The sequence below is a fragment of the Lysinibacillus sp. JNUCC-52 genome, assembly GCF_015999545.1.
GTDB lineage: Bacteria > Bacillota > Bacilli > Bacillales_A > Planococcaceae > Lysinibacillus.
This window is the reverse complement of record NZ_CP065546.1, coordinates 3,463,087-3,489,659: the sequence shown is the minus strand read 5'-3', so window position 1 is coordinate 3,489,659 and position 26,573 is coordinate 3,463,087. Positions and strand designations below refer to the sequence as shown.

Genomic DNA, 26,573 nt, shown 5'->3' with positions numbered 1-26,573 from the left:
GGCTATCTTATGGAATTTGGTGTATATACATTAGCAGATATCGGACAAAATCCAGTGAATGGCTATATGCCAACCGTTAAAGAAAGATTAGAAGAAGTTATGCAATATGGGCAACTTGCTGATGAAGCAGGTCTTCAAGTATTTGGTGTTGGAGAGCATCACCGCTTAGATTATGCGATTTCAGCAGTACCCGTTGTATTATCAGCGCTATCACAGCGAACAAAAAACATCCAATTAATGAGTACGACGACTGTGCTTAGTACGGTTGATCCTGTACGCTTATACGAAGATTTCGCAACTCTCGATTTATTATCAGATAGTCGAGCAGAAATTGCCGTTGGACGAGGAGCCTTTATCGAATCTTTCCCGCTGTTCGGCTATGATGTAGATAATTATGATGCACTCTTTGAGGAAAACTTGGCATTACTTTTAAAGTTAAACAAAGAAGAGCGTGTAACGTGGAGTGGTCAATATCGCAAACCGCTTCAAAATGCTGAAATTGCACCACGTGCTAGTCGTGAAATTCCTATTCATGTTGGAGTTGGTGGAACACCGCAAAGCGCCATTCGCGCGGGACGCTATGGAGTTGGCTTAAACTTAGCCATTTTAGGTGGAGATCCAAGCCGCTTTAAACATTTAGTTGATGTCTATCGTGAAGCATTGGCCACAGCAGGACATGATATGGATAAAGCGAAAATCACAGTATCAGGTCACGCTTACTTTGCTGAAAGTTTAGCGCAAGCTAAGGAAGAATTTTATCCATACTACTCAAATTATTGGCATTATGTTAATGCGCAGCGCGGTATGCAGTATCATTTATCTAAAGAAAGCTTTGATAGCATGACGGCTGGTCATAACGCTCTATTTGTTGGTAGTCCAAATGAAATTGTAGAAAAAATATTAATGCAGCATGAACTATTTGGTCACTCTCGTTTTATGGCACAGCTCGATATTGGTGCAGTTCCATTTAATCAAGTAGCTAAATCCATTGAGCTACTTGGCACGCACATTATGCCAGCGGTCAATAAAGCACTAAAAGAGTAAATCAATGTAAAAAAGAGGATAGGACACATGAGCAAAGATGTTCATAGTTTTTGCTATAGTTGATGTCCGCTATGGCGGATGCTTTCAGCGGGCACACCGTAAGCCGCCACCCTCGCTAACGCGCGGTTTGTTGCGTCTTACGGTGCATGCGTTCCCGCAGGAATCACCGCCTTTACTACCATCAACTTATGCACTCTGCTGAAGCAAAAAAGTGTTAGATTGAATGCAGTCAATCTAACACTTTTTTCTTTTCTTACTGTAAACCAGGATAGCCCTGTTGTCGTAGAGCCTCGTAAATAACAATGGCAGCTGTATTCGATAAATTCAATGAACGGACATGTTCACTTTGCGGAATTCGTAGGCACATGTCTTTGCGCTCATAGGCAAAATCCTTAGGCAACCCTGTTGTTTCTTTGCCAAACATAAAGTAAATGTCCCGATCTTTATTACTAAAATCATGCGTTGTAAATGGTTCTTCACTATATGTTTCAATTAAATATACATCACCATTTTTAGATGTATCTAAAAAATCCTCAAGTGAATCGTGGTACACCACGTTGACACTATGCCAGTAATCTAAGCCAGCACGTTTAAGCATTTTATCGTCCGTCGAAAAACCAAGTGGACGAATTAAATGTAGTGAGGTATTAGTACCAGCACAAGTACGTGCAATATTCCCTGTATTTGCTGGAATTTCTGGTTGATATAAAACGATATGCAATGGCATAACGACACACTTCCTTAACTAAAAAATTGTAATCCTTTGTTTATCTCAACGAGGACTTCCTCGTCTTGTTCCTTTTTCTTTGCAGCAAGTAATGCTATTTCTGCTTGCTCCCCGCCAATCTTGCCTAATGCCCATGCTGCCGTTCCACGGATCACTGGTCGTTCATCTTTTTCCAGAAGCCCAACTAAATCAGGTACTGCCGCTTCCTCTTTAAAATGGGCTAACGCTAAAATAGCATTGCGTTGAATTGGCTTTTTACCACGCCATGAGCCCGATACATGTCCAAACTTTTCTTTGAACTCCCGATTGGAAATTGTTAAAAGGGGTGTTAGTAAAGGCTTTGCAAGCTCTGGATCAGGTTTAAATTCCTCATGTATCCAATTGATTTTCCCTTTATTTTTTGGACAAACGGTTTGGCAAGTATCACAGCCATATAAGCGGTTCCCTATATGTGAGCGGAATTCGTCTGGAAGATACCCTTTTGTTTGTGTTAAAAAGGCAATGCAACGCTGTGAATTTAGCTGCCCACCTTCGATTAGCGCACCTGTTGGACAAACATCCAAGCATAAACGACAATCTCCACATTCATCTTCCATTGGCTTGTCTGGCGCAAAAGGGATATTTGTCACTAATTCTCCCAAATACACGTATGAGCCAAACTCTGGAGTAATAATTGAACAGTTTTTCCCGCTCCAACCTATACCTGCACGCTCTGCTACTGCCCTATCTGAAAGCGCACCTGTATCTACCATCGACTCAATGCGCACATTGTGTACTCGTTCTTCCAGCCAAGCTTTTAGTAATGTTAAACGCTCTCGTAATGCAGTATGATAATCGATGCCCCAAGAAGCTCTGCAAAATATGCCGCGTCGAGCGCCCTTTTTACCAATAGGTGCATCTTTCATCCGCGAAGGATAGGCGACCGCTATAGCGACTATACTTTCTGCACTGTCTAACAATCGAAGGGGTTCCGTTCGTTTTTCAATATCACTTTCTTCAAAGCCTGATTGGAAACCGAGCTCTTGTTGACGACGCAGTCTATTCTTTAATTCTGTAAAGGGAGCTGCCGTTGTGAAACCTATTTTATCAACGCCAATGGACATTGCATACGCCACAAATTCTCGTTGCAGTTCATGTATGTTCATTTTATTTCCAACTCCTTACATGATATAATAATTAAAATAAATAAAGTAGGTGATTTTTTATGGAAGTATCACTTAATCCATCGTTGTTAACGCAACTTCCAGAGCTGAAAATCGGCATTATTCATTATACCAAAATTGTCGTAGCAGAATCGCCCCAAATGATTAAAGGTCGCCTGCAATTGTATCAAGAAAACCTCTATTTAGAAATGCAGGAACAACCTGTAACAGAGCGCTCAGGCATTGCAGAATGGCGACAACTTTGGAAAAAGCTTGGCGCAGATCCGAACCGTTATCGTCACTCAGCGGAAAGCTTAATGCGCAGAGTTAGTAAGCAAAATTATTTAACACCGTTTCATTCAGGTGTAGATGTAAATAATTTTTTCTCTCTTCAATATGAAATTCCCGTTGGCATCTATGATTTAGCTCATCTCAAAGGTAACGTTGAAATTGCACTTGGCAATGAAGAAACCAGCTATGAAGGCTTAAATGGACGCTTTAATACGTTGAATAATATAATGTTTAGCCGTGATGAGGTGGGACCATTTGGTTCACCTTTCGTCGATTCAAAACGTACGGCGGTCTCCGAGGCGACAACGGAAGCGCTACATATTTTCTATCTTCGCCCCTCTCTTTCAACTGAGGATGCGCAAAAGCTTCTTGCGTCTGCTGGTAAAATGTTCAACCAAATTCATGGTGGAGACTATCAAATTGCCCTTTTAACGACTACAACACCATCTACTACTCTATAAAAGGACGTGTTTTCTTGATTAATCTTGCAGAAGCAGTTAAACTTAAAAGCATTTTAGCCAAAAAGGTTCAGGAACTTATTAGTGAGTTACACCGTAGTGCCTTTGTGACTGTTGAAAAAGGACAAGCACCTAAAACGAGCAATCGTCCCATGACTGTTGTTGAAAGTGAGCTAGCTCAAGTACGTCTTGATATACGGACATTAGATCGTCTTGTCTATGAAGCGAATATTAAAAATACGGTAGACTTTAAGGGCGAGAAGCTCGCACTTGTAGAGGCAATCGAATTGGCTTCACAGCTTCGCGCGGAAGCAGAACTATGTAAACATTTTGGCACACATGAGAAAGAAAGTGTACGCATGGGTTATGGCGAAAGTACAATGCTCTATGATATTGCTATGTACGAACCTGATGCATACCGTGAACGTTCTCTTCAACTTGAGAAAGAAGCACATAAGCTCTCTAATTTAATTAATGCCAAAAACTATAGTGTTGAAATACAATTCGACGATTCTCGCTACTTCTAAGCTCGGGGCGGTGAGACTCCAAACCGAGTCGGATGGCTGTTTTTTCAAAACTACTTAGGTAGACAACTAGAATAAACCAATAACATGTGACCTGTTACTTTATGACCGATGACCTATAACCAACCATTGGCAAAGGCATAACAAAACTCGAGCATATAATCATTAAAAAAACGCCATCCGTAAGCTCTCTTGCACCTTGTGTGTAGGAGAGTTTTTTTATGTCTATTTTGCCAATCACTTGGACAAACTTTGCTTAGTACAATTGGAAGGAGCAATCGTAATGAACCATTCTCATGAAAAAGATGATACATTAACAAATCGCCAAGGCCACCCGATTACAAACAATCAAAATTTACGAACTGTTGGAAATCGAGGGCCAGCGACGCTTGAAAACTATGATTTCCTTGAAAAAATAAGTCACTTTGACCGTGAGAGAGTACCTGAGCGTGTCGTACATGCTCGTGGAGCAGGAGCACATGGCTACTTTGAAACATACGGCGTTGTCGGTAATGACCCCATTTCTAAGTATACAAGAGCAAAAGTTTTTCAGGATAAAGGCAAACAAACACCCGTTTTCGTCCGCTTCTCTACAGTTATCCATGGAGGGCATTCTCCAGAAACTTTACGCGATCCGCGAGGCTTTGCAGTAAAATTTTATACGGAAGATGGAAACTGGGATTTGGTTGGTAACAACTTAAAAATTTTCTTTATTCGTGATGCTATGAAATTCCCTGATATGATTCATGCGTTTAAGCCCGACCCGATTACAAATATTCAAGATGTTGAGCGTTTCTTTGATTTCTGCGCAAGTTCTCCAGAATCCTTCCATATGGTAACCTTTGTGTATTCACCTTGGGGCATTCCGGCCAATTATCGGATGATGCAAGGCTCTGGTGTTAACACGTATAAATGGGTTAATAGTGAGGGTAAAGCTGTTCTCGTTAAGTACCACTGGGAGCCAATACAAGGCATTAAAAACTTAACACAAAAAGAAGCAGAAGAAATCCAACAGAAAAATTTCAACCATGCTACACAAGATTTATACGATGCTATTAAACGTGGTGATTATCCTGAATGGGAGTTAAACGTGCAAATTATGGAGGACGGTCCTCATCCCGAGCTTGATTTTGACCCACTGGATGATACGAAACTTTGGCCTAATGACAAGTTCCCTTGGTATCCAGTAGGAAAAATGGTATTAAATAAAAACCCTGAAGACTACTTTGCTGAGGTCGAACAAGCTACTTTCGGTACGGGTGTCCTTGTCGATGGCTTGGATTTCTCAGACGATAAAATGCTCCAAGGGCGTACCTTCTCTTATTCTGATACGCAGCGTCACCGAGTTGGTGCCAACTATTTACAACTTCCTATTAATGCGCCTAAGAAGCGAGTAGCAACCAATCAGAGTGGTGGGCAAATGATGTATAAACGTGATTTAGCACCTGGACAAAATCCACATATTAACTACGAGCCATCGATGTTAAATGGCTTAAAAGAAGCCGCTCAAACGGCCAAGGAATATACACCATTTATTGAAGGAAATCTTGTTCGAGAATCTATTGATCGCCAAAGCAATACGAAACAAGCAGGTGAAACCTATCGTAATTTTGAGCAATGGGAACGAGATGAACTGCTGGAAAACTTAATCAGAGATTTATCGACTTGTAATACCGCTATTCAAGAGGCGATGATTGCATTAGCTTCTGAGGCCGATGAAGAATACGGACGCTTATTAAATGAAGGCTTACAAATGGCGCAAACAAATGCATCTTCTGCAAAGCCTCTCGGTAATATTGACGGTGATAATGCACCGAAAGAGGCTGTCGACAAAGGGCACGATGCCGAACCATATTAAAGTGTCAGGCACTCAAACAATTTTGAATTTTCAGAACAAAAATGATTCATTTAGACACCTGTGGGAACACACAAAATGTGAGACGCAACCAGCACGCATTAGCGATGGTTGCGTCTTTCTTTTGAAATTAAAGTGACAGGCACTCAAACAATTTTAATAAACACCAGGTAAAAGACGGAGCACTTTTTCCTGTGCATCTAAAATGGCTTCGACACCTAATGGAATGGCAATATTCGTTGTTTCATGCCCGATTTTAAAACCTGCGACGACTGGTATCCCTAAGTCGCTAAAATACTCTTTCATTAACAATAGCAGACCATCGTCACTTGCTTCTGTTTGCGTAAATGAGCCAATAACGACACCTGCTAATTGTTCTAGCTTTCTTGCTTGCTTTAACTGCTGTAGCATCGAATCAATCCGTGGAATCGTTTCTCCAATGTCTTCGATCAATAAAATTCTACCTTCAGTACGAACCTCAAATTTTGTGCCCAAGGTGCTGACAAGGCGACGTAAATTACCACCAATAATAGGTCCACGTGCTATCCCAGGTGCAATCGTTGTTAATGGAGAAATACTTTCTGTATACTGTATTTCCATTGGAGAAAATAGCTGTAAAAACATTTTTTTCGATAACTCATCCATTTTATTTGCAGCCTTTAGCATTGGTCCATGGAAGGTTACGATATTTGCATATTCATTTATTGCACAATGCAAATAAGTAAGATCAGAGAAGCCCCAGAAAATTTTTGGATTTTCCGCTAATAGCTCATAATCAATTTTGCTAGCAATACGAGCAGAGCCATATCCACCTTTTACACAAAAAATTGCCTTCACCTCAGGGTCTTGAACCATTGCATGAAAATCAGCAAGTCTCACATCATCACTACCTGCTAAGTAGTCATGCTTTGCCGTAATCGTGTCCCCTATTTTATAGCGGAGGCCTAACTCATCTAGAAACGCTAATGCATCCCCTAATTTTTCTGGCTCCATAACACTGGACAAACATACTAGTCCAACTGTATCGCCTTTTTCTAAATGTGCAACTGTACTTATCACACTACCCCCTCCAATTCTATCTCTCATTCTAGCATACGCATCATTTATCAGACTAAAATTAAAAAGCGTAGACTACAAAATGAAGTCTACGCTTTGTTTTTTATTTTGTACCACCATAAATCACAGTAACATTCGGATGATTTAATAATCTGCTAGCTGGGAACGCTTCTGTCACTTCCCCACTTCGTAGCTTTTCAATAGCTTCTAGCTTCTTTTCCCCAAATGCAATTAAAACAATTGCCTTTGCATTCATAATAGATTGAATACCCATTGTAATCGCATGTGTAGGTACTTCTTCTGGACGATCAAAATAAATGGCATTTTCAGTTCTAGTTGATTCTGTAAGTTCTACAATGTTTGTAAGCGAATCAAATGATGTACCAGGCTCATTAAAGCCAATATGTCCATTTACCCCAATACCAAGCAGCTGTAAATCAATTCCACCAGCCTCTGCAATCCGTGCATCGTATGCTACACATTCAGCGGCCAAATCTTCTGCCTTACCATTTGGTAAATGTATATTTTCCTCATTGATATCTACATGATTAAATAAATTCTCATGCATAAACGTCCAGTAACTTGCAGGGCTAGTTTGTTCTATACCTACATATTCATCAAGATTAAATGTTGTAACTTCCTTAAAGGAAATATTACCAGCTTGTTGATGCTTCACTAATTCTTTATACATTCCAACTGGTGAACCACCTGTTGCTAGTCCTAAAATGCTTGCTGGTTTTGCTTGTAGTTGCTCAGTAAAAATATGTGCAGCTACCTCACTCATTTCATCGTAAGAATTTACTTCTATCCACTTTATTGCATTCGTCATTTATATACCTACCTTTAGAATCGTTATTTTTAACTAAAAATGGGAAATTCATTACTATCTAGTAGTGAATATATTAATTTTACAAGTTATTTAGCTGCATTTCTATTATTTTCTTTATCAATTTTTTTACGTGTATTCTATTGCTATTTCGGTTATGTTAAATAGTAAGGAAGTGAGGCGATTTTATGAATTCTCAAATACAACAATATTTAAATTATCTTCAATTTCAAGGATCTATAGAGCCGTCTATAAAACTACTTGGTCAATTACAAACAAAACATCTACATACGATACCTTATGAAAATATAGACGTTGCCTTGAAACGTGGCATCTCCTTTGCTATTCCTGATCTTTTTCAAAAAATTATCGTTCAACAACGCGGAGGCAATTGCTTCGAGCTAAATATTTTATATAGCTGGTTACTTCGTGAGCTCGGTTTTTCTGTAACGAATCGCTATGCACAATTTTGGCGCAATATGGATGCGGATACACCACTTGAAGAAGTTCCTATGCATCAGCTACTTCTCGTCCAATTTGACGGCGTACCTTATATCTCGGACGTTGGAGTAGGTGCACTAGCCCCTTGTAAACCAGTTCCATTAATTGCTCACCATGAACATCGAGAAGGGAAAGAGCTATATAAAATTGAATGGGATGACACGTACGGATGGATGCTTTATGAGCAAACACCACACAATTGGCGCCTACTTTATAACTTCACAGATAATGATAATGATGCTAATTTTGCCCCACGACTTTCTCAACAAAAAAATAAAATCGCAATGATTCGCACTTCTTCAGGTCGACATACTATGTTCAATAATGAATTCCGTATATATGAAGGGCACTCATTAACTACGTATACAACCCACACTGAGAAAGAGTGGCAACAAGCACTTGAACGTTATTTTCATATATCGATCACTTAAAAAAAGGATGCATTGTTGGATGCATCCTTTTACGCTTTTAATTTGCTGTTCGTTTTAGCAACTCATATACTACTTCGCCATTGTGCAGTTCCTTGACTAAACCAATACCGTCTACAAAATAATAGGTTTTCACTACATCAATATATTTAAAACTTTCTTCTAATACAGCTACATTTTTATAATTAACACCACCTGCTCGAACCGTTCCATCCGTCGTTTGAACTGTTATACGATTGCCGTTAACTGGACCTTCATCGTCTTCGTGAACTATTACACCAATTCTAAGAGGTAGCCCTATATAAAAGTCGTAATGTGAGCTATATTCCTGAGCAATTGCTTGTGCATATACAGAGCCATCATAATATAATAACTCATCATTAAACTGCTTATTATTCGTTGTATTAGCAATTGACCAAACATCGTTTTTATTATCATTATGGCTGTATTGATAATTTAATGTGTATCGTAAGCCATCATCTGGTGAGTAAAATGCATAAGTGTATTTATATGCAGGATCCTTTTGTAAATTCGGCTTTGAAAGGGTCATGGCACGTGCAACAAATGCTGAAAAATGCGCACGTGTTAACGGCAATTTTGGTTTAAATGAACCATCCTGATAACCGCTCGTAATATTATTATTCGCTACCGCTAATATTTCCTTATAGCCTGGCGTCTTCTCTGTAACGTCTGTAAAATAATAAGGGCTCGCTCCCTTTAATTTAAATGCACGTTGCAAAACAACAGCCATATCTGCTCTCGTCAGCGTCCCATTCGGATTAAATTTTTTCGTTGCCTCAAATATCCCCGCATTTTGGGTAGCAGCGATTTCTTTATAATAGATATGTGAAGTCGGCACATCTTGATACTTTGGATTTTTAACATTCGTCGTTTTCAACCCTACCGCACGAGTTAACATGACAGCTACCTGTGCCCTAGTTACATAGTCATTTGGTTTGAAAGTGCCATTAGGATAACCTTTAATAATCCCCCGCTCAACTAAGTAATCTATTTCGGTACTTAACGTATTATCAGATGACACATCTTTAAAACTAGCTGCGTATACTGGCTGAATCTGTAATAACCCAAAAATCACAACTACAATTAAGATCCTACTTATTTTCTTCATGCTATTCCCCCTATATTTACTCCCATCCTTGTTATCCTATTCATCAAGTAAAATAAATATTAACTAAAAAGATATTTTTAATAGTTTTCTTGCAATTAACACTAATCATTCCATACCCGTTTCAAAATACGCTTACACTTCTAATAGACTTCATAACTCTTGTAAAATAAAAAACCCCCTGCAACTTTGCAGAGGCGTTAAAGCTTATTCATTTTACTTATTTTGAATTAAACCAAAACCTAGTCCAGTAGGGTCTACTAAATAGGCAAGAAAAAAATCATTAAATTCCATTTTTTCTCGGACAATAGTAGCCCCATTCTCCATAGCTTTCGCAATAGAGTCATCAATCGAATCTACTTCAATTTGCACACGTACTCCATGTGGATAATCGCTTGGACCTTTACCAATTCCACCGTCAATACCATTTTGCTCGCTGGCACCTGTTGTGACAGCCCAGTAATCCCAACGAGGCTCCGCAATTTCCCATGCAAAAACTTTAGAATAAAAATTCGCTGCTTTTTCAGGATCTTGACTATTTAGTTCAAACCCTATTACTCGACCCAATTCATCTCCCCCTTTTTTCACTTGTAAAAATTAAAGAAAAATAGATGAAAGTACCTGCTAAACAAATAAGCACGATAGCAACTATTTTTTTAACCATTGCATAATCGCTAAATATATTTGTAAAGGCATCTAGAAATAAAAAAATAGCTGCTAAGAGTAGTAAAAATGATAATAGTTTATTTTTCATAAGTATTACCTCCAAACCTAACATCTAAAAATATAATAATTCTGAATATACAAACTTTATTATATCAAATACCTATTACTTTGCGCTTGTAATCTGCCATTATTTAAAAACAAAAAAGACCTCAACAAAGTTGTTGAAGTCTTTTAAATTCACTTTGGATACCGGTGGTCGGGGTCGAACCGACACTCCAAAGGAACACGATTTTGAGTCGTGCGCGTCTGCCAATTCCGCCACACCGGCATAATACTTTAGAGATAAAAAAAATCGGAGTATCCGATTAAGAAAAAAATATGGAGGCGGCAACCGGATTTGAACCGGTGATAAAGGTGTTGCAGACCTGTGCCTTACCACTTGGCTATGCCGCCATATTATTGGAGCGGAAGACGAGGTTCGAACTCGCGACCCCCACCTTGGCAAGGTGGTGTTCTACCACTGAACTACTTCCGCATAAATGGCTGGGGTACCTGGATTCGAACCAGGGCATGACGGAATCAAAATCCGTTGCCTTACCGCTTGGCTATACCCCAACAATGGGGCGACTGATGGGAATCGAACCCACGAATGCCGGAACCACAATCCGGTGCGTTAACCACTTCGCCACAATCGCCATTGCTTTATAGTTTTAATTTTAATTTTAATTTTATATTAATGGGGCGACTGATGGGAATCGAACCCACGAATGCCGGAACCACAATCCGGTGCGTTAACCACTTCGCCACAACCGCCATAAAATTAATTGGCAGGGGCAGTAGGAATCGAACCCACACCAAAGGTTTTGGAGACCTCTATTCTACCGTTGAACTATGCCCCTATTAAATAAAAACTGGTGGAGGGGGACGGATTCGAACCGCCGAACCCTAAGGAGCGGATTTACAGTCCGCCGCGTTTAGCCACTTCGCTACCCCTCCAGGAAAACATGGTGCCGGCTATAGGAATCGAACCCACGACCTACTGATTACAAGTCAGTTGCTCTACCTGCTGAGCTAAACCGGCAAAAAAACGATGGGTCAGGACGGAATCGAACCGCCGACACTTAGAGCTTCAATCTAATGCTCTACCAACTGAGCTACTGACCCATATTTATTATTTGAAAAATGGCGGTCCCGACCGGGATCGAACCGGCGATCTCCTGCGTGACAGGCAGGCATGTTAACCGCTACACCACGGGACCTTTATTTGGTTGCGGAGACAGGATTTGAACCTGTGACCTTCGGGTTATGAGCCCGACGAGCTACCACTGCTCCACCCCGCGACAATACTAATTTAATTTTATAAAATGGTGGAGGATGACGGGCTCGAACCGCCGACCCTCTGCTTGTAAGGCAGATGCTCTCCCAGCTGAGCTAATCCTCCATCTGGGTATTCGTTATAAATGGTGACCCCTACGGGATTCGAACCCGTGTTACCGCCGTGAAAGGGCGGTGTCTTAACCGCTTGACCAAGGGGCCTTACTAATTGGAATCGTAAGTGCTGGCGGAGAGTAAGGGATTTGAACCCTTGAGACAGTGTTAACCGCCTACACGATTTCCAATCGTGCTCCTTCGGCCACTCGGACAACTCTCCAAGAATGGCTCCGAAGGCAGGACTCGAACCTGCGACAACCTGATTAACAGTCAGGTGCTACTACCAACTGAGCTACTTCGGAATGATTTTATTATGTATAGCCTAGCGACGTCCTACTCTCACAGGGGGAAGCCCCCAACTACCATCGGCGCTAAAGAGCTTAACTTCCGTGTTCGGTATGGGAACGGGTGTGACCTCTTTGCCATCATCACTAGACTATTTGAAAGACATTACCTATTATAACATATAGTATTATAATTACAAGTATCTAAGAAATACTTTTTTATTCTTTCAAAACTGGATAAACGGTTCATTGAATGTTACAAACTTTTTTGGTTAAGTCCTCGATCGATTAGTATTCGTCAGCTCCATGTGTCACCACACTTCCACCTCGAACCTATCTACCTCATCGTCTTTGAGGGATCTTACTTACTTGCGTAATGGGAAATCTCATCTTGAGGGGGGCTTCATGCTTAGATGCTTTCAGCACTTATCCCGTCCACACATAGCTACCCAGCGATGCCTTTGGCAAGACAACTGGTACACCAGCGGTGTGTCCATCCCGGTCCTCTCGTACTAAGGACAGCTCCTCTCAAATTTCCTACGCCCACGACGGATAGGGACCGAACTGTCTCACGACGTTCTGAACCCAGCTCGCGTACCGCTTTAATGGGCGAACAGCCCAACCCTTGGGACCGACTACAGCCCCAGGATGCGATGAGCCGACATCGAGGTGCCAAACCTCCCCGTCGATGTGGACTCTTGGGGGAGATAAGCCTGTTATCCCCGGGGTAGCTTTTATCCGTTGAGCGATGGCCCTTCCATGCGGAACCACCGGATCACTAAGCCCGTCTTTCGACCCTGCTCGACTTGTAGGTCTCGCAGTCAAGCTCCCTTGTGCCTTTACACTCTACGAATGATTTCCAACCATTCTGAGGGAACCTTTGGGCGCCTCCGTTACCTTTTAGGAGGCGACCGCCCCAGTCAAACTGTCCGCCTGACACTGTCTCCTGCCCCGCTAAGGGGCATGGGTTAGAATTTCAATACAACCAGGGTAGTATCCCACCGACGCCTCCTTCGAAGCTGGCGCTCCGAGATCTCTGGCTCCTACCTATCCTGTACAAGTTGTACCAAAATTCAATATCAGGCTACAGTAAAGCTCCACGGGGTCTTTCCGTCCTGTCGCGGGTAACCTGCATCTTCACAGGTACTATAATTTCACCGAGTCTCTCGTTGAGACAGTGCCCAGATCGTTACGCCTTTCGTGCGGGTCGGAACTTACCCGACAAGGAATTTCGCTACCTTAGGACCGTTATAGTTACGGCCGCCGTTTACTGGGGCTTCAATTCGCAGCTTCGCTTGCGCTAACCACTCCTCTTAACCTTCCAGCACCGGGCAGGCGTCAGCCCCTATACGTCACCTTACGGTTTTGCAGAGACCTGTGTTTTTGCTAAACAGTCGCCTGGGCCTATTCACTGCGGCTCTCGTGCGCTTGCACGCTCAAGAGCACCCCTTCTCCCGAAGTTACGGGGTCATTTTGCCGAGTTCCTTAACGAGAGTTCTCTCGCACACCTTAGGATTCTCTCCTCGACTACCTGTGTCGGTTTGCGGTACGGGCACCTCTCACCTCGATAGAGGCTTTTCTTGGCAGTGTGAAATCAGGAACTTCGTCCATACGGACTCGCCATCACAGCTCAACGTTACAGTGTGCGGATTTGCCTACACACACGCCTTACTGCTTGGACGCGCACAACCAACGGCGCGCTTACCCTATCCTACTGCGTCCCCCCATTTCTCAAACGGTGAGGAGGTGGTACAGGAATATCAACCTGTTGTCCATCGCCTACGCCTATCGGCCTCGGCTTAGGTCCCGACTAACCCTGAGCGGACGAGCCTTCCTCAGGAAACCTTAGTCATACGGTGGACGGGATTCTCACCCGTCTTTCGCTACTCATACCGGCATTCTCACTTCTAAGCGCTCCACCAGTCCTTCCGGTCTGACTTCAACGCACTTAGAACGCTCTCCTACCACTGACATCGTAGATGTCAATCCACAGCTTCGGTGAATCGTTTAGCCCCGATACATTTTCGGCGCAGCGTCACTCGACCAGTGAGCTATTACGCACTCTTTAAATGATGGCTGCTTCTAAGCCAACATCCTGGTTGTCTGTGCAACGCCACATCCTTTTCCACTTAACGATTACTTTGGGACCTTAGCTGGTGGTCTGGGCTGTTTCCCTTTTGACTACGGATCTTATCACTCGCAGTCTGACTCCCGTGTATAAATATCTGGCATTCGGAGTTTGTCTGAATTCGGTAAACCGGGATGGCCCCCTAGTCCAAACAGTGCTCTACCTCCAGTATTCTCATCACGAGGCTAGCCCTAAAGCTATTTCGGAGAGAACCAGCTATCTCCAAGTTCGATTGGAATTTCTCCGCTACCCACACCTCATCCCCGCACTTTTCAACGTGCGTGGGTTCGGGCCTCCAGTAAGTGTTACCTCACCTTCACCCTGGACATGGGTAGATCACCTGGTTTCGGGTCTACGACCACGTACTAATTCGCCCTATTCAGACTCGCTTTCGCTGCGGCTCCGCCTTCTAAAGCTTAACCTCGCACGTAATCGTAACTCGCCGGTTCATTCTACAAAAGGCACGCTATCACCCATTAACGGGCTCTAACTACTTGTAGGCACACGGTTTCAGGATCTCTTTCACTCCCCTTCCGGGGTGCTTTTCACCTTTCCCTCACGGTACTGGTTCACTATCGGTCACTAGGTAGTATTTAGCCTTGGGAGATGGTCCTCCCGGATTCCGACGGAATTTCACGTGTTCCGCCGTACTCAGGATCCACTCTGGAGGGAATAAACTTTCGACTACAGGGCTTTTACCTGCTCTGGCGGACCTTTCCAAGTCGCTTCATCTAACTCATTCCTTTGTAACTCCGTATAGAGTGTCCTACAACCCCAAGAGGCAAGCCTCTTGGTTTGGGCTCTTCCCGTTTCGCTCGCCGCTACTCAGGGAATCGATTTTTCTTTCTCTTCCTCCAGGTACTTAGATGTTTCAGTTCCCTGGGTCTGCCTTCAAGACGCTATGTATTCACGTCAAGATACTACGCGATTAAACGTAGTGGGTTCCCCCATTCGGAAATCTCCGGATCAAAGCTCACTTACAGCTCCCCGAAGCATATCGGTGTTAGTGCCGTCCTTCTTCGGCTCCTAGTGCCAAGGCATTCGCCGTGCGCCCTTAATAACTTAACCTAGTTATTAAGCCTAAAAAACTTAATTTAAAAAATAAATGTGTTTGTTACAATTTCAATGTCGTTTTATCCAGTTTTCAAAGAACAAATTTTGAAGTATTTCATTCGTAAGAATGAACCTTCAAAACTGAACAGCAAAGACGTAATCATTGTTTCGTCCTAAACGAAACATTCCGTTAAAATCCTTAGAAAGGAGGTGATCCAGCCGCACCTTCCGATACGGCTACCTTGTTACGACTTCACCCCAATCATCTATCCCACCTTCGGCGGCTGGCTCCAAAAGGTTACCTCACCGACTTCGGGTGTTACAAACTCTCGTGGTGTGACGGGCGGTGTGTACAAGGCCCGGGAACGTATTCACCGCGGCATGCTGATCCGCGATTACTAGCGATTCCGGCTTCATGTAGGCGAGTTGCAGCCTACAATCCGAACTGAGAACGACTTTATCGGATTAGCTCCCTCTCGCGAGTTGGCAACCGTTTGTATCGTCCATTGTAGCACGTGTGTAGCCCAGGTCATAAGGGGCATGATGATTTGACGTCATCCCCACCTTCCTCCGGTTTGTCACCGGCAGTCACCTTAGAGTGCCCAACTAAATGATGGCAACTAAGATCAAGGGTTGCGCTCGTTGCGGGACTTAACCCAACATCTCACGACACGAGCTGACGACAACCATGCACCACCTGTCACCGTTGTCCCCGAAGGGAAAACCATATCTCTACAGTGGTCAACGGGATGTCAAGACCTGGTAAGGTTCTTCGCGTTGCTTCGAATTAAACCACATGCTCCACCGCTTGTGCGGGCCCCCGTCAATTCCTTTGAGTTTCAGTCTTGCGACCGTACTCCCCAGGCGGAGTGCTTAATGCGTTAGCTGCAGCACTAAGGGGCGGAAACCCCCTAACACTTAGCACTCATCGTTTACGGCGTGGACTACCAGGGTATCTAATCCTGTTTGCTCCCCACGCTTTCGCGCCTCAGTGTCAGTTACAGACCAGATAGTCGCCTTCGCCACTGGTGTTCCTCCAAATCTCTACGCATTTCACCGCTACACTTGGAATTCCACTATCCTCTTCTGCACTCAAGTCTCCCAGTTTCCAATGACCCTCCACGGTTGAGCCGTGGGCTTTCACATCAGACTTAAGAAACCACCTGCGCGCGCTTTACGCCCAATAATTCCGGACAACGCTTGCCACCTACGTATTACCGCGGCTGCTGGCACGTAGTTAGCCGTGGCTTTCTAATAAGGTACCGTCAAGGTACAGCCAGTTACTACTGTACTTGTTCTTCCCTTACAACAGAGTTTTACGAACCGAAATCCTTCTTCACTCACGCGGCGTTGCTCCATCAGGCTTTCGCCCATTGTGGAAGATTCCCTACTGCTGCCTCCCGTAGGAGTCTGGGCCGTGTCTCAGTCCCAGTGTGGCCGATCACCCTCTCAGGTCGGCTACGCATCGTTGCCTTGGTGAGCCGTTACCTCACCAACTAGCTAATGCGCCGCGGGCCCATCCTATAGCGACAGCCGAAACCGTCTTTCAGAATTGTCTCATGAGAGACAAAAGATTATTCGGTATTAGCCCCGGTTTCCCGGAGTTATCCCAAACTATAGGGTAGGTTGCCCACGTGTTACTCACCCGTCCGCCGCTAACGTCAAAGGAGCAAGCTCCTTATCTGTCCGCTCGACTTGCATGTATTAGGCACGCCGCCAGCGTTCGTCCTGAGCCAGGATCAAACTCTCCATAAAAGAAATTTGATTAGCTCAAATTGTTTTGCTGGCATCAATTTTGATGTCCAAAATTTTGTTTTGTTCGCTAACGAAGTTAGCTACTAAAAACTATATTGATTACGTTTTGCTTGTTCAGTTTTCAAGGTTCATATCGTTCGTCGTTTTTCAGCGACTTCTTTATAATAACATCTCACTCATTTTGTGTCAACAACTTTTATAAAGTTTTTTCACTCGTTTTTCTAAGTGTTTTTGTTATGTCTTAGCGACAATTAATATAATACAATATCAATATATTAATCGTCAATACTTTTTTTGAAAAAATATCGAGGTATTTTTTATACCTCGATTACTAGCATACTATATGGCTTATTTAAATTCTATAGACTCTTTGTTCACCTTATAGTGTCGATGGAAAATCATTTCGCTTTTTGCAACGACAGGTTCAATAAGTATGTAGCCTTTATCCACTAAATACTCTACAAATACTTCTAAGTCTACAGAATAGTTCACAAGCTCATGATGATCATGTAATTCTTGAATCGTCCATGTCTCTTTTGTTTGCATGACTTCTAATATATGTTGAGCTCCATCCTGTGTTCGTGAATGAATTAAAAACTCACTTGCTAAAAATAAAAGCTCTAATCGCTTTTCAATTGGCTCACTGCTCAAAACAAGTTCTTCATATAACTTATAAATAGCAGGCTCTATCTTTTTCACTTGCGCCCATACTGTAACTTCTGGATATAACCCACTATCTATAATGGACAATCGCCCTAAGTGATGCAAAGAATCAACAACATGATTGTAGGCATCTAAATAGCTTCCCTTATCAAAATATTCTTTTCCTTCTAAATAGCGTCGAATTAACTTTGAAAATTGAATACCCGTCTTAATTTTCCTACCGCTGAACGGAAACTCTTGTAGTTCAATTTTTAATTTATGAAGGAATTCATTACGATCAAACAATACTCTGCCAAAGAAAATCCAATCAACTACTTTTTTGTTAGAGCCAATTAGTAACCACTTGCGTAACAATTTTTCTGTAACAGTATGTAAGGCCACCTTATTCCCATCATATAAATAATGCTTTGAGAAAACAGGTTGCTCCGCTTCCTTTACAATAATGAGTAATATGGTATCGAATGTGTCAGTAACATTACTTTGTTCCTCACGCTTCTCCATTAAAATGACACCTAACGTATTAGACTGACTCGCACGTTCTTGATATATTGGGCGCAAAACTTGCTCCATGTTCAGTCCTCCTCTATTTGTTATATGACTTTATTTCGTTAAAATTTCGACATACTCTGAAAGTATTCCTTCTTTGCCTTTTAGTCAAAACTAAAATACTTTGTTCTTATATGTTATAGTAGATTTTAGATTGGGAGGCAAGATATTGTATGAAACCTTACAAAAGTAAAATTAATAAAATCCGTTCTTTTGCATTAGCACTTATTTTCATCGGCTTTGTTGTTATGTATGGGGGAATATTCTTCAAAAACAATCCCATCCTTGTCTTAATCTTCATGACGCTTGGTTTACTATGTATTATCGGTAGTACAGTTGTCTATGCTTGGATCGGACTTCTCTCAACAAGAGCAGTTCAAGTAGAATGCCCAAATTGCCATAAGCATACGAAAGTTTTAGGTCGTGTCGATATGTGCATGTACTGTAACGAACCATTAACACTAGATCCAACACTTGAAGGAAAAGAGTTTGATCAATCTTATAATAACAAAGCAAAAAATTCCTAGCCCCATATAAGAGCTAGGAATTTTTTTAGTATTACAACCACTACTATTAATAGCAATAACCGAATTATATGCTCACTCTATATTTAGAAATTTGTTTTTCCTTTTGACCAGCTATGCCAGTTTTAAAAGAATTTTGCAGGTGCTGTCTGTCATCGAACGATTTAATCATTTGTGCTACTAACTTTTGCGTAATCATATCGTTGATGTCACCAGAGGATTGATCTTGTATTTCATGTTTTGGAATTTTCACTTCTCTAACAATTACTTTTTCACCATTTTCCTTCGTTACTATATGACGTACATAACCATTCTCTTTTATTATTTCGTATGTTGCTTTTCTTTTTTTGTTTGCTAAAAATAAATTGTCAGACAATCGTTCTTCTTTTTTTACTGTACTAAAGTAATTACTACTCCCTAATTGTACATTCATTAAATCCCTCCTAATTAATTGTTTTAAGAGATACTTGTTTAATAAGCTACAACCTCGACGCAGTATAATAAAAAGCCCTTCACCTTCGTGTCATCACCCATATTATTAATATCGAAAATTTCCAGTCTGTTTTAAGAGTATTTCTCGCACGCCATAATAAAAAGCAAGCGAGCTAATTGCCCACTTGCTTTTTAATCGTATTCATTCATACGCTTGCGTAAAAACTCCAAGAAAACTTATTGTACTTTCGCTGCTACATCTTTACACGCTGGACACGTACCATAAATCTCTAGACGGTGTGTATGCACATCAAAGTCTGTTACTTGTGAGGCGAAGTGTTCGATTTCATCTAAACCTGGGTAATGGAAATCGACAATTTTACCACAGCATTCACAAATCATATGATAGTGATCATTTGTAACAAAATCAAAACGGCTAGAGGCATCCCCATAAGTCAGCTCTTTTACTAATCCTACTTCACGGAAAACACGTAAATTATTGTAGACAGTTGCCACACTCATATTTGGAAATTTTCCTTCAAGCGCTTTATAAATTTCATCCGCAGTTGGATGTGTCATCGATTGAATTAAATATTCTAAAATAGCATGACGCTGAGGAGTAATGCGTACACCAGTTGTTTTTAACGTGTCAAGTGCATCCTGTAAATGCGGTATAGACATCGTCATGCACCCCTTTTCATAAGTATTATTAATTTATAATTGTTACAATTAGTGTATCGAATTAAGCTAACATCTGTCAACTTTCGTCCTATGCATCAGCTAAATTAAATTACTTTTTAATATCCTCTCGATAAATCCACGACATTTTCTAGTGCTGTCTCGCCATTTAACCATTTTGTCAAACTCGGCTTAAAAATAGCTAAGCTTCTTTCTACATAGCGAGAAGAATGACTTGAAACATGCGGAGATACTATGACATTCGGACATGTCCATAATGGACTATTTGCACTAAGTGGTTCTTTTTCAAACACATCTAATACGGCATAGCCTATTTCACCTGTTTCCATAGCATGAATAAGAACCTTTTCATCTACTAAATTTCCGCGTCCAAAATTCATGAAAATGGCTTCATTTTTCATTGCACTAAAATGCTCTTCCTTCAATAAATGCGTAGTTTCTTCGGTTTTTGGCAATACGGAAATAACGATATCTGCCTTTGGCAAAGCTTCTGTTAGCTGAGTGAAACTTACCATCTCATCCATATGAGGCGCAGCTTTACCTGAACGGTTACAACCAATTGTCGTTACACCAAATGCTTGTAATAAGCGACCTACTTCCGAGCCAATCGCTCCAGGTCCTAGTATAAGGGCTGTATTATCTCGTAATTCCGTTTGCTTTCCTTTCTTCGACCATTCTTTTTTCTTTTGATGCTCATATAACCATGGTAATGCACGCTTAATGGCTAAAATATGAGCAAGCATCGACTCAGCCATAGGTGATTTATGAATACCTCGTACATTAGATACTAAAATCCCCCGATCAATAATTGCTTGAGCAGGCATTTTTTCTACTCCTGCGGAAGCAACGAAAATCCATTTTAGTTTCGTGGCATACAGCATATTATCATCATTTAAATCTTCGCCATATGTAACTAGTACATCTGCTTTTTGAAGTTCATCCGTAGATAAACCATTTTCAAAAACGAAATCACATTGTGAAAATTCCTCTACTAACGGTTCACGTAAATCGGGTCTTGGTTCAAATGTAAAATAAATTCTCATGAATGTTCCTCCTGATTTGCTAAATATGTGTACACTTCTTCGATATGATTTTTCACGCGTACTTTGCGCCACGCTTTTATAAGATTACCAGCTGTATCAATTAAAAAGGTTGAACGTTCAATCCCCATATATTCGCGTCCATACATTTTCTTTAATACCCAAACATCATAAGCCTCCGCTACAGCATGATCCTCATCCACTAAAAGGGAAAAAGGTAGCCCATGCTTATCAATAAATTTTGTATGCTTTTGTGCATTATCAGGGCTCACGCCTAATACAACAGCATTTAACTGGCTAAAGTCTTCATGCTTATCGCGGAAATCACATGCTTCTGTTGTACAACCTGGTGTCATGTCTTTCGGATAAAAATACAAAATGACATTTTTGCCCCTAAAATCTGCTAATTGCACATGCTCCCCTTTGTCATTAACAAGTGAAAAATTCGGTGCTTTCTGTCCTTCTACTAATGTCATAACAATCTCCTCCTTTTGCATTTCTTATTTTACTCTAAGTAACAAATCAAGTCATATCCCTTATTTTCTTTGGATTTCTTACACTGATAGGTCTACAATAGGTTAAGTATAATTACTTAGGAGGCATAGTTATGAATCACTCAAAATCTGAAGCAGTACACGCAGAAGCGCTTTTACATATCGTTGGTGGTGTGAACAGCCCTTCTCGTTCATATAAAGCAGTCGGTGGGGGCTCGCCCGTTGCAATGGCTCGAGGAAAAGGCGCTTATTTTTGGGATGTTGACGGCAACCGTTACATTGATTATTTAGCTGCATACGGTCCACTTGTTACAGGTCATGGCCATCCACATATTGCAAAGGCGATTTCTAATGCCGCTGAAAACGGTACATTATTTGGTACGCCAACTGAATATGAGGTCACTTTTGCTAAAATGCTAAAAGAAGCCATCCCTTCAATGGATAAAGTACGCTTTAACAATTCAGGTACAGAAGCAGTGATGACAACTATCCGTGTTGCTCGTGCCTATACTGGCCGTACAAAAATTATGAAGTTTGCTGGCTGCTACCACGGACACTTTGACTTAGTATTAGTAGCGGCTGGCTCTGGTCCAGCTACATTAGGCACACCAGATTCAGCAGGTGTAACAACTGCAACAGCAGAAGAAGTCATTACGGTACCATTTAACAATCCCCAAGCATTTACAGAAGCGATGGAAACATGGGGTGACCAAATCGCTGCGATTTTAATTGAACCAATCGTAGGCAACTTCGGTATTGTTGAACCGAACCCTGGATTTTTAGAATTAGTGCATGCAACAGCGAAAGAAAAAGGTGCACTGACAATTTATGATGAAGTGATTACGGCATTCCGATTCCATTACGGTGGTGCACAGATACTACTCGGTTTAACGCCAGACCTTACTGCACTAGGAAAAGTTATTGGCGGTGGTTTACCAATCGGCGCTTACGGTGGTCGTAAAGAAATTATGGATACAGTTGCTCCACTTGGACCAGCATATCAAGCAGGGACAATGGCTGGAAACCCTGCATCGATGCAAGCGGGTATAGCTTGCTTAGAAGTATTAGCCACTCCAGGTGTTTACGATGAAATGGATCGACTTGGTGCGATTTTAGAAGAAGGTATTTTAACTGCTGCCAAAAAGCATGGCGTAACGATTACTTTAAATCGTCTAAAAGGTGCACTAACGATTTACTTTACAGATGTGAAAGTAGAAAACTATGCGCAAGCCGAAAATTCTGACGGAGAAATTTTCGGTCGATTCTTTAAACTAATGCTTGGACAAGGCATTAACCTCGCACCATCTAAATATGAAGCATGGTTTTTAACAACTGAGCATACAGAAGCAGATATTCGTGAAACAATCGAAGCTGTCGACTATGCATTTTCTCAACTTTAAGAAACTACAAAGGACGTTATAATGAAAGTATAGTTATAATGTCCAACAACATATAGCTAAAAAAGAAAGGATAGATGAAACGGGTGGATACCTGCTTACATCTATCCTTTTTGTACATCAGCAATCAAATTTACTGCTACGCCAATTTTGTTATCTCTTCAATTAAAGCACTTATTAGGACAATTAAATTAGCATCCCATGTTTTTTAAGAAATCTATTTTTATAAAATCTTTATTATTATTTTTGTCTGCTCTATAACTATCCTTAGATGAGGCCTTGTAAACATATAAATATTGCTCAGGATTTAATAAGTAATATTTGACCTCTTCCTTTTGCTGCATTTCTAAATCATCTAATTGTACTCCTGCGAAATTTGGTAAAGTGTCAATAATACCGAACTGAACTGATAGCCCCTCTTTAGTGAATTCATGTTCATGCAAATCAATTAAGCTATATTCCATTGATTCCATGATTTGCACAATATCAATCCAGTTATGTATGGATATTTCAGGGGGAACTTCCCACCCTCTTTTATCTCCAGGTACATGAATATCTAAATCTTGAGCTTTCCAATTTTCCCCTGTAACTACTTCTAAGCCAACCGAACCCATTAACAATGGAATAATTTTAATATCATTTAGTTTTTTAGCTATTTTAATAAACTCATCAAATTTTTGATTATTCATTTAACCCTCCAATTTTCATCTCCAAAATTTCACATATGCCATCTAGTACCTTCAAAAAGATTATTTTCGTTAAATAGTGACTACTGTTTGCAACAATTAATCTTTATGCTAATGTCTTTGTCGACAGCTTTATGTATGTTCGTTGTACACTTTCAACACGATTATTTGGTTTCAATTCACGAAAATTTGTTTAATATTAAAGGGAGGGTTGACATTTTGGCTGTTCCCTTTATGCTTGTAGATTAAACAATGTTGTGCATGATTAATAGAAGTCAACTTTTTTATATTATGATATACAAATCTATGTATTTTCTAAGAACTTCCTTCTATAATGTAAAGAAGCATTCATTACGACTTAGCATAATGGTATCCAGATTTTTGTGAGCTTTCTTAAAAAAGCTACTTTTAAATTCTGTGACTTGCGCAGAGACCTTTAACTTGATTAAATCTCACTTTTAAAAGAGGAGCCAAGTTAAAAATATTAGACAGAAAGGACATCGATTTTATTATGAAATTAGGTGCCCGTGTATTTAAAACTGGCGTAGCTATTGTCTTTGCACTATTTATTGCAGAGCTCCTGCAATTACCAACTCCAGTTTTTGCTGGAATTGCAGCAATCTTTGCGATTCAGCCATCTATTTATCGCTCTTATCAAACGATCGTTGAACAAGTACAAGCAAATATTATCGGAGCTTCCATTGCCGTAATCTTCGGTTTACTTTTCGGCCATCACGTCGTGGCTGTAGGTATTGCTGTCATTATCGCAATAGGATTGATGTTAAAATTCAAGCTTGAAAAATCACTTTCTCTAGCACTTGTTTCCGTTGTCGCTATTATGGAGATTCAAGGTGATGACTTTCTTACATTTAGTTTATTTCGCTTTCTTACAATTTTAGTTGGGGTTTTAGCAGCATTTGTTGTAAATCTTGTGTTTTTACCACCAAAATACGAAGTAAAGCTTTTCCGTAAAATTTACTTTTTACAGGATGATATTATTCGCTGGACGAGATTAGCTGTTCGTCAAGCGTCTGAGCATACTTCTACTAAAACTGCTTTAAACAAATTTAGAGAACGTATGCTTAGAGTCGATACACTCTATGAGTTTTTCAAGGAAGAACGAAATTACTTTAAAAACAAAAAATACATTAAAGCAAGAAAATTAGTGGTTTACCGTCAAATGATTACGACTTCAAAAAAGAGTCTAGAATTGTTACATCGTCTGCATAAACATGAAAACGAATTAGCGCATTTACCGACACAATTCCATTTAATGATTCAAGAGCGTCTAGACTTCCTGCTTACCTACCATGAGCAGCTGTTGCTAAAATATACAGGGAAATTAAAGCCTGAGCATTCCGAATGGAGCACACATATCGACTACATTCAACGCAATCAGTTAATGGAAATCTTTATCCATCAAGTGACATATGCACACCAAGAAGGCGATACAGAATTTTCGAGCTATCACCTTTTATATATTTTGTCGCGGATTTTAGATTACGAGGAAAACTTAGAGCACTTAGATACTTTAATCGTGTCATATCAAAGCTATCACGGCCAAGAAATCAACTTGGAAATCGAAGAAGAGTTTATTTAGGTGCCAGGCACTCACACAATTTTGAACTGTGGGAACGCACCTAATGTAAGCTGCAACTAGCGGCGCTTAGCGTGCCAGGCACTCACACAATTATTAAAAAAGCTGACACCTTAATATGGTGTCAGCTTTTTTAAGCTTCATTATTTAAAGCCATTAGTTGCTGCTCTATTTGTTGACGCTTCGTTGCTTGTTCCGCACGTAACTGACGATAACTTGTAATACCAGTAACAATCGTTTCCCACATTTCTTCGAGCGTCATTGTCGACTCACTTTGCTGAGCATATTCCACACTTTGTAAAACAGCATGACTATTGTTTTCACCAAATTGCTTCATACGCTTTTCAAAAGCAGCAGCAGATTCCTGTTGTAGCTGTTGGCGCTTTTCATTCACCGCATTCATAATCCCCATTTTAAAAACAGGAATTGTGGTGACAAACGCTCCATTGATTTGCTCCATTAACTCGCTATTGCCATTGCGTAGCATATCCATTTGGGTTGCCCCTAAAATCGCTACCATTCTGGATTTCTCAAGCTCATCAATTTTTTGGGCACATGTTTCGGCAATTGCTTGTAATGTTGTAAGCTCCATTTTTGCAATTTGATTGCCCGCTTCACTTTGTCTTTCATACATTGGAATTAATGTTGACTTTATCTCATCTAGTTTCATCTCAGCGGCAACGATATATTTTTCAAGCTCCATATAATAAGTCAAATTTTCGTTATAAAGACGAGCTAGCATTCGATTATCATTTGCCAATGCTTCTTCCATTAGGACAAATTGATAATGTACTTTTTCAATATCTCTTCCAAGAACATTATATTTAGCATATAAATCTTCCTTATTTTTCGGCGCACGTTTAAACAATCTCCCTAAAAAGCCTTGTTGTTCAATGACTTCCTTTTTATCAAACTTAGACATTAGGGCTTCGAGCTGCTTTAATAATTCGTTGGATTCATTTACTTTTGAATGGGCAATCGTTCTTAAAATTTGGTCTGAAAAACGTGAAAGTTTAACTGCTGGCTCCTTACCGAGCTCCGTCAATTCAAGCTTGTTTTTTATATTGATTTGGTTTGCAATATGCTGTACTTCTGGACTATGACTTAGCTGTTGTTTTGTTTGTTCTGCTGTTTCAGCTGTTAATCGTTCAAGTACAATCGCTCTACTTGACATTATGTTCCTCCTTCCTTTCCTAGCCG

The 26,573-nt window shown here is 40.8% G+C and carries 22 protein-coding genes, 16 tRNA genes and 3 rRNA genes; 8 read left to right on the top strand and 33 right to left on the bottom strand.

The features are described from left to right. Positions 1-9: 9 nt before the first annotated feature. A complete protein-coding gene (locus JNUCC52_RS17265; protein ID WP_337980414.1) occupies positions 10-1,044 on the top strand; it encodes an LLM class flavin-dependent oxidoreductase in 1,035 nt (344 codons plus the stop codon). A 253-nt stretch (positions 1,045-1,297) separates the two neighbouring features. Here the strand turns inward: JNUCC52_RS17265 and trmL are convergent, their stop codons facing one another. Together trmL and queG are read right to left on the bottom strand one after the other, a co-directional pair. Next, the gene (gene trmL / locus JNUCC52_RS17260; protein ID WP_173479844.1) at positions 1,298-1,771 is read right to left on the bottom strand and encodes a tRNA (uridine(34)/cytosine(34)/5-carboxymethylaminomethyluridine(34)-2'-O)-methyltransferase TrmL; all 474 of its coding nucleotides are present in this window, start codon (positions 1,769-1,771) and stop codon (positions 1,298-1,300) included. A gap of 14 nt (positions 1,772-1,785) precedes the next feature. Further along, entirely contained in the window at positions 1,786-2,916 is a 1,131-nt protein-coding gene (queG, locus tag JNUCC52_RS17255) for a tRNA epoxyqueuosine(34) reductase QueG (RefSeq protein ID WP_173479845.1), read from the bottom strand. Positions 2,917-2,975: 59 nt separating this feature from the next. Here queG and JNUCC52_RS17250 point away from each other — a divergent pair, with 59 nt between their 5' ends. The 3 genes from JNUCC52_RS17250 (at position 2,976) to JNUCC52_RS17240 (ending at position 6,044) form a co-directional block, all read left to right on the top strand. Then, positions 2,976-3,665 (top strand): B3/B4 domain-containing protein, encoded by a 690-nt coding sequence (locus tag JNUCC52_RS17250; protein WP_337980413.1) that lies wholly within the window; start codon positions 2,976-2,978, stop codon positions 3,663-3,665. A gap of 14 nt (positions 3,666-3,679) precedes the next feature. Beyond that, entirely contained in the window at positions 3,680-4,189 is a 510-nt protein-coding gene (locus JNUCC52_RS17245; RefSeq protein ID WP_173479846.1) for a hypothetical protein, read from the top strand. Positions 4,190-4,469: 280 nt separating this feature from the next. Further along, complete coding sequence (locus JNUCC52_RS17240) at positions 4,470-6,044, top strand: catalase (protein ID WP_337980412.1); 1,575 nt, start codon at positions 4,470-4,472, stop codon at positions 6,042-6,044. Between the two features lie 153 nt (positions 6,045-6,197). On the opposite strand, the gene JNUCC52_RS17235 is transcribed toward JNUCC52_RS17240, so the two are convergent. Together JNUCC52_RS17235 and nagB are read right to left on the bottom strand one after the other, a co-directional pair. Beyond that, positions 6,198-7,100: a S66 peptidase family protein gene (locus JNUCC52_RS17235; protein WP_337980411.1), complete on the bottom strand. Its 903-nt coding sequence runs from the start codon at positions 7,098-7,100 to the stop codon at positions 6,198-6,200. 100 nt (positions 7,101-7,200) lie between these two features. Further along, positions 7,201-7,914 (bottom strand): glucosamine-6-phosphate deaminase, encoded by a 714-nt coding sequence (gene nagB, locus JNUCC52_RS17230; protein ID WP_173479851.1) that lies wholly within the window; start codon positions 7,912-7,914, stop codon positions 7,201-7,203. Positions 7,915-8,111: 197 nt separating this feature from the next. Here nagB and JNUCC52_RS17225 point away from each other — a divergent pair, with 197 nt between their 5' ends. Beyond that, positions 8,112-8,855, top strand: a complete 744-nt coding sequence (locus JNUCC52_RS17225; protein ID WP_337980410.1) for an arylamine N-acetyltransferase family protein — start codon at positions 8,112-8,114, stop codon at positions 8,853-8,855. Positions 8,856-8,892: 37 nt separating this feature from the next. On the opposite strand, the gene JNUCC52_RS17220 is transcribed toward JNUCC52_RS17225, so the two are convergent. The 23 genes from JNUCC52_RS17220 to JNUCC52_RS17110 all read right to left on the bottom strand — a co-directional run bounded on the left by JNUCC52_RS17220 (position 8,893) and on the right by JNUCC52_RS17110 (position 18,528). After that, complete coding sequence (locus JNUCC52_RS17220; RefSeq protein WP_337980409.1) at positions 8,893-9,981, bottom strand: S-layer homology domain-containing protein; 1,089 nt, start codon at positions 9,979-9,981, stop codon at positions 8,893-8,895. Positions 9,982-10,194: 213 nt separating this feature from the next. Next, positions 10,195-10,545: a VOC family protein gene (locus JNUCC52_RS17215; protein WP_139860770.1), complete on the bottom strand. Its 351-nt coding sequence runs from the start codon at positions 10,543-10,545 to the stop codon at positions 10,195-10,197. A 1-nt stretch (position 10,546) separates the two neighbouring features. Further along, positions 10,547-10,732: a hypothetical protein gene (locus tag JNUCC52_RS17210; RefSeq protein WP_337980408.1), complete on the bottom strand. Its 186-nt coding sequence runs from the start codon at positions 10,730-10,732 to the stop codon at positions 10,547-10,549. A gap of 159 nt (positions 10,733-10,891) precedes the next feature. Next, a tRNA-Leu gene (locus JNUCC52_RS17205) sits at positions 10,892-10,972 on the bottom strand. Positions 10,973-11,023: 51 nt separating this feature from the next. After that, a tRNA-Cys gene (locus JNUCC52_RS17200) sits at positions 11,024-11,097 on the bottom strand. A gap of 7 nt (positions 11,098-11,104) precedes the next feature. Further along, positions 11,105-11,179 (bottom strand) — tRNA-Gly (locus JNUCC52_RS17195). A gap of 5 nt (positions 11,180-11,184) precedes the next feature. Then, a tRNA-Gln gene (locus JNUCC52_RS17190) sits at positions 11,185-11,259 on the bottom strand. A gap of 4 nt (positions 11,260-11,263) precedes the next feature. Continuing rightward, positions 11,264-11,339 (bottom strand) — tRNA-His (locus tag JNUCC52_RS17185). A gap of 42 nt (positions 11,340-11,381) precedes the next feature. Further along, positions 11,382-11,457 (bottom strand) — tRNA-His (locus JNUCC52_RS17180). Between the two features lie 12 nt (positions 11,458-11,469). Continuing rightward, positions 11,470-11,543: transfer RNA gene (locus JNUCC52_RS17175), tRNA-Trp, on the bottom strand. A gap of 13 nt (positions 11,544-11,556) precedes the next feature. After that, positions 11,557-11,640: transfer RNA gene (locus JNUCC52_RS17170), tRNA-Tyr, on the bottom strand. Between the two features lie 9 nt (positions 11,641-11,649). Beyond that, positions 11,650-11,725 (bottom strand) — tRNA-Thr (locus JNUCC52_RS17165). A gap of 10 nt (positions 11,726-11,735) precedes the next feature. Next, a tRNA-Phe gene (locus JNUCC52_RS17160) sits at positions 11,736-11,808 on the bottom strand. Between the two features lie 19 nt (positions 11,809-11,827). Then, a tRNA-Asp gene (locus tag JNUCC52_RS17155) sits at positions 11,828-11,903 on the bottom strand. Between the two features lie 6 nt (positions 11,904-11,909). Then, a tRNA-Met gene (locus tag JNUCC52_RS17150) sits at positions 11,910-11,984 on the bottom strand. Positions 11,985-12,009: 25 nt separating this feature from the next. Next, a tRNA-Val gene (locus JNUCC52_RS17145) sits at positions 12,010-12,085 on the bottom strand. Positions 12,086-12,105: 20 nt separating this feature from the next. Next, positions 12,106-12,180: transfer RNA gene (locus JNUCC52_RS17140), tRNA-Glu, on the bottom strand. Between the two features lie 23 nt (positions 12,181-12,203). Next, positions 12,204-12,295 (bottom strand) — tRNA-Ser (locus tag JNUCC52_RS17135). A gap of 5 nt (positions 12,296-12,300) precedes the next feature. Then, a tRNA-Asn gene (locus JNUCC52_RS17130) sits at positions 12,301-12,377 on the bottom strand. Positions 12,378-12,395: 18 nt separating this feature from the next. After that, positions 12,396-12,511: ribosomal RNA gene (rrf, locus tag JNUCC52_RS17125) — 5S ribosomal RNA — on the bottom strand. A 116-nt stretch (positions 12,512-12,627) separates the two neighbouring features. Further along, positions 12,628-15,555 (bottom strand): 23S ribosomal RNA (locus tag JNUCC52_RS17120). Positions 15,556-15,743: 188 nt separating this feature from the next. Beyond that, positions 15,744-17,295: ribosomal RNA gene (locus JNUCC52_RS17115) — 16S ribosomal RNA — on the bottom strand. The 16S, 23S and 5S rRNA genes sit together here with 16 tRNA genes alongside, the layout of an rRNA operon. A 348-nt stretch (positions 17,296-17,643) precedes the next feature. Next, entirely contained in the window at positions 17,644-18,528 is an 885-nt protein-coding gene (locus JNUCC52_RS17110) for a nucleotidyltransferase-like protein (RefSeq protein ID WP_173479548.1), read from the bottom strand. A gap of 149 nt (positions 18,529-18,677) precedes the next feature. Here JNUCC52_RS17110 and JNUCC52_RS17105 point away from each other — a divergent pair, with 149 nt between their 5' ends. Continuing rightward, positions 18,678-19,031: a YgzB family protein gene (locus JNUCC52_RS17105; protein WP_173479549.1), complete on the top strand. Its 354-nt coding sequence runs from the start codon at positions 18,678-18,680 to the stop codon at positions 19,029-19,031. Positions 19,032-19,095: 64 nt separating this feature from the next. Here the strand turns inward: JNUCC52_RS17105 and JNUCC52_RS17100 are convergent, their stop codons facing one another. The 4 genes from JNUCC52_RS17100 to bcp form a co-directional block, all read right to left on the bottom strand. After that, positions 19,096-19,461: a hypothetical protein gene (locus JNUCC52_RS17100; RefSeq protein WP_337980407.1), complete on the bottom strand. Its 366-nt coding sequence runs from the start codon at positions 19,459-19,461 to the stop codon at positions 19,096-19,098. 236 nt (positions 19,462-19,697) lie between these two features. Continuing rightward, the gene (gene perR, locus JNUCC52_RS17095; protein ID WP_173479551.1) at positions 19,698-20,141 is read right to left on the bottom strand and encodes a peroxide-responsive transcriptional repressor PerR; all 444 of its coding nucleotides are present in this window, start codon (positions 20,139-20,141) and stop codon (positions 19,698-19,700) included. Between the two features lie 116 nt (positions 20,142-20,257). Continuing rightward, positions 20,258-21,202: a D-2-hydroxyacid dehydrogenase gene (locus JNUCC52_RS17090; protein WP_337980406.1), complete on the bottom strand. Its 945-nt coding sequence runs from the start codon at positions 21,200-21,202 to the stop codon at positions 20,258-20,260. Next, on the bottom strand, positions 21,199-21,675 hold the full coding sequence (bcp, locus tag JNUCC52_RS17085; protein WP_337980405.1) for a thioredoxin-dependent thiol peroxidase: 477 nt from the start codon (positions 21,673-21,675) through the stop codon (positions 21,199-21,201). The genes JNUCC52_RS17090 and bcp overlap by 4 nt, the downstream gene beginning before the upstream one ends. Before the next feature lie 131 nt (positions 21,676-21,806). Between bcp and JNUCC52_RS17080 the strand changes: the two genes are divergently transcribed. Next, positions 21,807-23,093, top strand: coding sequence for a glutamate-1-semialdehyde 2,1-aminomutase (locus JNUCC52_RS17080; RefSeq protein ID WP_337980404.1), 1,287 nt, complete (start codon positions 21,807-21,809; stop codon positions 23,091-23,093). Between the two features lie 188 nt (positions 23,094-23,281). Here JNUCC52_RS17080 and JNUCC52_RS17075 read toward each other — a convergent pair whose 3' ends face one another. Next, the gene (locus JNUCC52_RS17075) at positions 23,282-23,779 is read right to left on the bottom strand and encodes a phosphoribosylanthranilate isomerase (protein WP_337980403.1); all 498 of its coding nucleotides are present in this window, start codon (positions 23,777-23,779) and stop codon (positions 23,282-23,284) included. A gap of 508 nt (positions 23,780-24,287) precedes the next feature. Here JNUCC52_RS17075 and JNUCC52_RS17070 point away from each other — a divergent pair. Next, the gene (locus JNUCC52_RS17070; protein ID WP_139860018.1) at positions 24,288-25,376 is read left to right on the top strand and encodes an FUSC family protein; all 1,089 of its coding nucleotides are present in this window, start codon (positions 24,288-24,290) and stop codon (positions 25,374-25,376) included. 130 nt (positions 25,377-25,506) lie between these two features. Here JNUCC52_RS17070 and JNUCC52_RS17065 read toward each other — a convergent pair whose 3' ends face one another. Further along, a complete protein-coding gene (locus JNUCC52_RS17065; protein WP_173479554.1) occupies positions 25,507-26,547 on the bottom strand; it encodes a toxic anion resistance protein in 1,041 nt (346 codons plus the stop codon). Positions 26,548-26,573 lie beyond the last annotated feature (26 nt).